The following is a 6,296-nucleotide window of genomic DNA, read 5'->3' as shown; positions in this document are numbered from 1 at the left end:
TGGCCTGCTTTTACTCCGCCACGATGGCCTGGAATCCGACCGCCGTTGACAAATCGCGTCGCTTCGGTCTCATTCCACATCGTTGCTGTTCCCACGATGGCATCTCGTAAAGAATTGGATGAGTTTTAGCGCTTTGCACCCGACTGAGGCCGGATTGCACAGCCCTCGGCGAGCATTCACGCAAGCGCTTCGCGGCTGTCGCATGGCGCCTGCGCACGCTCGGTCATGCCATAGTCGCGCAAGACGGCGGCGACCCGCAGGCGGTAATCCAGGAACACATCCTTGCGGCTGTTGGCCTGGACTGCGCGATGGACATTCCAATTGCGGAAGGCGTTGACCGCTGCTTCATCGCGCCAGAGAGACAGCGCCAGCAGCTTGTTCGGATCGGAGAAGCTCTGGAAACGCTCGATGGAGATGAAGCCGCCTATCCGCTCGAGTTGCGGGCCAAGCCGGGCACCCAGCGCCAGGTAGGTCTGCATCTTTCCAGGTGCCGGCCACGACTCGAAGATCACAGCAATCATGTCCTGCTCCTCGTGTTGTTGAAGGACGTCCCGGCCCCCGGCTTCGCGCTGCGGGCGGCCAGGAACCATCTCCCCACAGGGTCAGCCCGCCGTGTCGGGCGGCGCCTTGGCCAACCAAGCTCGCGCCCGGATGACGCTGCAGATCTGGTATTTGAATTCACTGTAGAAACTCTCGAAGCCGCGTTTTTTGGCTTCACGGTGCTCGATATCGACGCGCCATTGGTTCAGCGCCTCTTCGGTTGCGAACTCGACGATCGTCAACCGCTCTCCATCGTCGGCCACGAAACCCTTGTGTGAGACGTAGCCGGGCACCATCCGCGCCCGCTCGCTAATGCGCCGGGCTGTCGGGCCGTATTCGTCCTGCACGCCGGGCTTAAGTCGGCTGCGCAATACTGTGACGATCATAGGAATGCCTCCATCCTGGTGCTGCCTTTGCGTGCCGGTGACGCTGCGGAATTCGCGCTGCGGTGCCTGCCGTCCCTCATGCGGAGGGCGGCCGGGAAGCGAGCCTCAGCTTGAAGAAGGTCAGGATTTCATCACGAGCCGCGATCGTCGGTTGACCGGCTTCGTCGATCAGATGGGCCGTCACGACGCTGTGCGGGGTCGCGACATGGCGCTCAAAAAACGGGGACAGATCGGTATTCGCCGCGCTGTCGGGCAGCACCCGGCCGATGAAGCGATCGCCGAATGCCTGTCGATAGGCTGCGAAGCGCTGGGCCGGGCAGAACCTGTCACCGTCGAAGCGATATGCCATGACGATCAGGTCTTCCTGCTCCAGCCGCTTGCGGATCATCTCGATCTCGTCAGGCGCGATTTCGAGGCCGGCGGGATCGTCGAGCGGGAGAGATGGCTGAGATAGAACCGGCGCCAGCATCGCGGGTTCGAGCATCATCGACAGCGCGAAATTCCCGGTGAAGCACATGCCGATGGCGCCGACGCCGGGGCCGCCGCACTCCCCATGTGCAAGCCGCGCCAGCGACCGCAGCCATCCCGTCACCGGGCTGGTTTCATTGGCTGCCATGGCGCGGAACTCGGCACTCACGCAAGCGCGCCGAAAGACCGCAGCGCCTTCCTCGGCGCTAGGAACGGCGCCGTCCCGGCCGAACAGCGACGGCATGTATACGGAGAAGCCTGCGTCGCGCACCCAGCGGGCAAAACGCGCGACCTGTGGGCTGATGCCCGGCATTTCCGCCATCACCACGACCGCGGGCCCGGCGCCGGCGACCAATACCACCTTGGTGAGGTCATCGAAAGCGATGTCGCGGCGCTTGAAATCCTCAAGCGGATCATCCTGTTTCATCGATCGCTTCGGCATGTGTTCTCCGCTGCCGTTTCTCGAGGAAGCCGTCCGGTTTGGGGGCCCGCGTCGATGCTTGTCATGCCGCCCGCGTCAGAACGGGATAGAGCGAGGCGAGCAGCAGCAGCGCCATGACCAGGTTGAAGAGGTGCAGGAAGCGGCTATTGCCGAGAACACCGCGCAGTGCCGTGCCGATGCCGGCCCAGGCGACGATGCAGGGGGCATTGATGACCAGGTAGACCAGCGTCACGATCAGGATGTTCGCGAAGAAGCCGTCCTGCGGCGTGTAGGTCGCCACCGCCCCGATCGCCATGATCCACGCCTTGGGATTGATCCATTGGAACGCGGCCATCTGGATGAAGCCGAGCGGTTGTCCGCCGGCGCTTCCCGCGCTCATCGCTCCTGACCGCGCAATCTTCCAGGCGAGGTAGGCGAGATAGGCCACCCCGCCATAGCGGAGCAGATCGTGCAGGATCGGAAACGCCGTGAAGACGCTGCCTATGCCGAGCCCGACCGCCAGCACCATCGCGGAGAAGCCGAGATTGACGCCGAGGATCGCGGGGACCGTAGAGCGGAAGCCAAAATTGGCACCGGACACCAGAAGCATCGTGTTGTTCGGACCCGGCGTGATCGATGTCACGAAGGCATAGACGGCAAAGCCGAGGAGAAGATCGAAGCTCATGGACCACCGGGATATCTGGATCATTCGGCCGCGCGCTCAGGGCGAGGCGGCGCTCTTTCCGCGATCGGAAACATGTGCGCGGCTGTGTCGAGGCTTCGCCAGACGGCGGCCGCCAACGAGCCGCCGACACTCACCCGGCGGACGCCGATGGCGGCGAGATCGACCACGGGAGCGGCGCTCGCGATCATGACATTAACCGGCTTGGGCCGGACCGCCGCAACGATGCGGGCGACGTCGGGCAATGCGCTCACGCCGGGCGCATAGAGGCAGTCGGCGCCTGCTTCGGCATAGGCAACCAGCCGGCGGATCGTATCCTCGAGATCAGGCTGGCCGACGGCATAGCCTTCCGAACGCCCGATCAGCAGGACATCCGCACCGGAGCGATCGATGGCGCGCCGCGCGGCCCGCACCCGCTCCACCGCGACCGGCAAGGGACGGAGAGCCCAGCCGTCACGGTCTTCGATCGACAGGCCTGCGACCCCGGTCTCGATCGCCATCAGGACGTTTTCGTAGACGCCGTCGGGATGCTCGGCATAGCCGGCCTCGAAATCAGCGTTGACCGGCAGATCGGTCGCGGCGCACAGCGCCCGAACATGGTCGAGTGTTTCGTAGGGGGACGCTTGGCCGCCGTCGCGCGCCTGCGACCAGGCGTAGCCTGCGCTCGCCGTGCCAAGCGCCTCGAAGCCGAGCTCTTCCAGCTTTCGCGCGCTCGCGACGTCCCAGGGGTTCGGCAGGACGAAGCACCCATCCTGATGCAGGACGCGGAAGCGGGCCCTCTTCTTGGAATGATCAATCGCCAACTGGCGCCCTCCCGTCGAGACAGGAGAGGATTTAGGGAGCCGCTATCGCGCGGGGCAAACGAGTAATACTGGCGTCCGCGTGAACAATATTCATCTACGTCACGGCGCCGTGCTTTCCTGCAGGATCCAGGCTCGAAAGGCGGCGATGCGCGGATCGTCCGCCCGACTTTCCGCGCCGACGAGCCAGTATGAAACCTGGCTCGGCACGGGTTCCCAGATCTCCACCAGACTGCCCGAGGCCAGCTCCGCATTGACCAGAGGCTTGCGCCCGATCGCCACGCCGAGTCCCTGGCATGCGGCCTGGAAGGCCATTTGAATGGTGTCGAAGCGGAGCCCCTTCGCCGGATCGGGCGCGGGGTGGCCAGTCGCGCTCGCCCATACATTCCAGTCTTCGCTGGTGCTCGTCACATGGATCGTCGGCGCCAGCTCGATATCGGAGAGGTCGCGCAGGCGCTCGTAGATCGACGGTGCGCAGACAGGGACCAGCTCCTGCGCGGCCAGCTTGTCGGCGACGACGCCCTGCCAGTTGCCGCGGCCCATGCGGATCGCGAGGTCGACGCCATCCTCCGACAGCTCGGCACGCTTCTGGGAGGTGTCGATGACGATCTGGATCTCCGGATGAAGCTCGCGGAACTTGTGCAGCCGCGGCAGCAGCCATCGGGCTGCGAATGTCGGCGCCGCGCTGATCGAGAGCTGGCCGGAGCCGTGCTTGTTGATGACCTGGGCGCTCCCGCTGGCCAGCAGATGGAGCGCCTGGCGGACGATCGGGACATAGGCGTGCCCCGCCTCCGACAGTACAAGTCCCTTGCTCGTCCGCAGGAAGAGCGGCACGCCGAGCCATTCCTCCAGGGATTGAATGCCGTGACTGACGGCACTCGGCGTCAGGAACAGCTCTTCGGCCGCGTTCTTGAAGCTCAACAGCCGGGCTGCCGCCTCGAACAGGCGCAGCGCATTCAGCGGGGGTAACCGGGAGCGCATCGCACTCACCTCCTGCCGGGCCTGTCGTCGCACGCACTCCGCCGCAAAGCACCGAGGTGAAGTTTTCTCATGCGCCGAAGAAGATTATCCGTTTGTTCGATCGCTAGCACGATTGCAACGTCCGGCCACGCAGCAGAGGCAGGAGCCGCGATCATGACGTCGACGACAGAACCCCCCGTCCTGATCGACATGGCCGGCGGCATCGCCACGCTCACGCTCAACCGGCCGGAGAAACTCAACGCGCTGAACTACGCGACGATCGATGCGCTCCAGCGGCAGCTCGATGCCATCGAGCGCGACGATTCCGCTCGCGTCGTGATCCTGACGGGCGCCGGCGGCAAGGCCTTCAGTGCCGGCGCCGATATCGCCGGCTTCTCGCTCAGCGTCGCGGCCGGCGTGACCGCCGCGATGCGGGACTTCGTCGGGCGCGGCCAGGACCTGACCCGGCGCATCGAGAACTTTGCGAAGCCGGTCATCGCCGCAGTGAACGGCCTGGCCTTCGGCGGCGGCTGCGAGATCGTCGAGGCCTGCCCGCTCGCCATCGCCAGCGGGCAGGCCCGCTTCGCCAAGCCGGAGATCAATCTCGGCTTTCCCCCGACATTCGGCGGAACGCAGCGCCTGCCGCGCCATGTCGGCCGCAAGCGGGCCTTGCAGCTCATCCTCACCGGTGAGCCGATCTCGGCCGAGGAAGCCGTGCGGATCGGGCTGATCAACGAGGTCGTGCCCGCTCACAGGCTCCTGAAGCGGGCGCGGCAGCTCGCGGCGACGATCCTCGGAAAATCACCGGCGGCGGTCAGCGCCTGCCTGGCGAGCGTTACCCGCGGCATCAACCTGACCATCGACGAGGGACTCGCGGTCGAAGCCGGCCAGTTTGCGCAATTGGCCCATACCAGCGACGTGCGCGAGGGCATCACCGCCTTTCTCGAACGCCGGCCGGCCCGGTTCGCCGGACGCTGACGCCCACAGGAAACAACAGCCGCAACCGAGGTCACCGCTGGTGATGACGCCTTGGAAAAAGCCCTGTGGTTTAATCTCAGAATCGCCAACCGCGAGCGCCCCGACACCACCCTGTCAATCCAGACCGCCGGGAGGGGCTCCTCTCTCATAGTCCCAGATCGATCAGCGACGGATAGTCGCCGGGCCGACGCCCGAGAGGACAATGATATTTGCGTTCGTTCTCCCGAATTGGCACGTCGTTGAGGCGAAGCGGAGCCGCATCAGGCTATCCTGATAGAACTCCCAGTTCTCGTTGCCATGGGAGCGGAACCAGTTGCCACTGTCGTCGTGCCACTCAAAGGCGAGCGCGCAATGCGGCGTTTTCCGCTTCGAGTTGGGTCACGCGGTCATGGAGCGGTTGGATCGCCTCGATGACCTCCTGCTCGGCAAAGCGCGGGGTGGCGAACGAAAGCAGCCCGCGTGTTTTTGTTGGGGCGGCGTCGGCGGGGGCCTCGCGCTCCTTCTTCGCCAGCAGTTCGGCCGAGATCACGTCGAACGTATTGGCATTTGTGAGCGCCTGCGTGACCCGCTCCAGCTTCTTCTGCTGGTTTGGGTTCTTGCCCTCGCGCAAAAGGCCTCTCGCCTTATCACGAAGCTCCCGAGCGTCTTTCAGCGTCACTGCCGGATAGGCTCCGAGTGACATGACACTTTCCTTGCCCGCGAAGCGATAGCCCATGCGCCAGAGCTTTGAGCCGTTGGGGTTCACCACAAGGAAAAGCCAGTCGTCATCGGAGAGTTTCCGGGGCTTATCGCCCGGTTTGGCATTGCGGATTGCGGTATCGGTGAGGGCCATCTGCGGGTATCCCGCGAGCGGGTAAGGCGTCGATACCCGCTGATTCTACCCGCAATTCGGTTGGCTGCAACTCGTCAAGGATACCCGCAGCAAGGCGCGGATGGACAGCGCCGCCGCGAATTTCGCTGCCGTTTCAATCAATTCTGGTCGAGAGCGGATGTTTTTGGAAAGATAAATGGTGCCCAGGGGCGGAATCGAACCACCGACACTGCGATTTTCAGTCGCATGC

Annotated in this window: 9 protein-coding genes and 1 pseudogene; 1 reads left to right on the top strand and 9 read right to left on the bottom strand. The window is 64.5% G+C overall.

The window, feature by feature from the left end; translation table 11 throughout:
• Positions 1-176: 176 nt before the first annotated feature.
• The 6 genes from Q0Q36_RS24780 to gcvA all read right to left on the bottom strand — a co-directional run bounded on the left by Q0Q36_RS24780 (position 177) and on the right by gcvA (position 4,278).
• Positions 177-521: an antibiotic biosynthesis monooxygenase gene (locus Q0Q36_RS24780; protein WP_293802514.1), complete on the bottom strand. Its 345-nt coding sequence runs from the start codon at positions 519-521 to the stop codon at positions 177-179.
• Positions 522-602: 81 nt separating this feature from the next.
• Positions 603-926, bottom strand: a complete 324-nt coding sequence (locus Q0Q36_RS24775) for an antibiotic biosynthesis monooxygenase (protein ID WP_293802512.1) — start codon at positions 924-926, stop codon at positions 603-605.
• 76 nt (positions 927-1,002) lie between these two features.
• Complete coding sequence (locus Q0Q36_RS24770; RefSeq protein ID WP_293802515.1) at positions 1,003-1,755, bottom strand: dienelactone hydrolase family protein; 753 nt, start codon at positions 1,753-1,755, stop codon at positions 1,003-1,005.
• 142 nt (positions 1,756-1,897) lie between these two features.
• Positions 1,898-2,500 carry a LysE family translocator gene (locus tag Q0Q36_RS24765; protein WP_293802510.1) on the bottom strand — a complete coding sequence of 201 codons (603 nt, stop codon included), beginning with the start codon at positions 2,498-2,500 and terminating at the stop codon, positions 1,898-1,900.
• A gap of 20 nt (positions 2,501-2,520) precedes the next feature.
• Positions 2,521-3,300 (bottom strand): isocitrate lyase/phosphoenolpyruvate mutase family protein, encoded by a 780-nt coding sequence (locus Q0Q36_RS24760; RefSeq protein WP_293802508.1) that lies wholly within the window; start codon positions 3,298-3,300, stop codon positions 2,521-2,523.
• Positions 3,301-3,399: 99 nt separating this feature from the next.
• Complete coding sequence (gene gcvA, locus Q0Q36_RS24755; RefSeq protein WP_293802506.1) at positions 3,400-4,278, bottom strand: transcriptional regulator GcvA; 879 nt, start codon at positions 4,276-4,278, stop codon at positions 3,400-3,402.
• 153 nt (positions 4,279-4,431) lie between these two features.
• On the opposite strand from gcvA, the gene Q0Q36_RS24750 reads away from it, so the two are divergent.
• Entirely contained in the window at positions 4,432-5,235 is an 804-nt protein-coding gene (locus Q0Q36_RS24750) for a crotonase/enoyl-CoA hydratase family protein (protein ID WP_293802504.1), read from the top strand.
• 145 nt (positions 5,236-5,380) lie between these two features.
• Here the strand turns inward: Q0Q36_RS24750 and Q0Q36_RS24745 are convergent.
• The 3 genes and pseudogenes from Q0Q36_RS24745 to Q0Q36_RS24735 form a co-directional block, all read right to left on the bottom strand.
• A pseudogene (locus Q0Q36_RS24745) lies at positions 5,381-5,577 on the bottom strand (DUF1348 family protein); the annotation flags it as partial.
• A complete protein-coding gene (locus Q0Q36_RS24740) occupies positions 5,570-6,067 on the bottom strand; it encodes an Arm DNA-binding domain-containing protein (RefSeq protein WP_293802502.1) in 498 nt (165 codons plus the stop codon). The gene Q0Q36_RS24740 and the pseudogene Q0Q36_RS24745, both read right to left, overlap by 8 nt.
• A gap of 45 nt (positions 6,068-6,112) precedes the next feature.
• Positions 6,113-6,296, bottom strand: a 184-nt coding sequence (locus Q0Q36_RS24735) for a hypothetical protein (RefSeq protein ID WP_293802501.1), incomplete at its 5' end; no start/stop codon positions are given.

This window comes from uncultured Allobosea sp., assembly GCF_945957345.1.
Lineage (GTDB): Bacteria > Pseudomonadota > Alphaproteobacteria > Rhizobiales > Beijerinckiaceae > Allobosea.
This window is presented reverse-complemented; position numbering and strand designations above follow the sequence as displayed.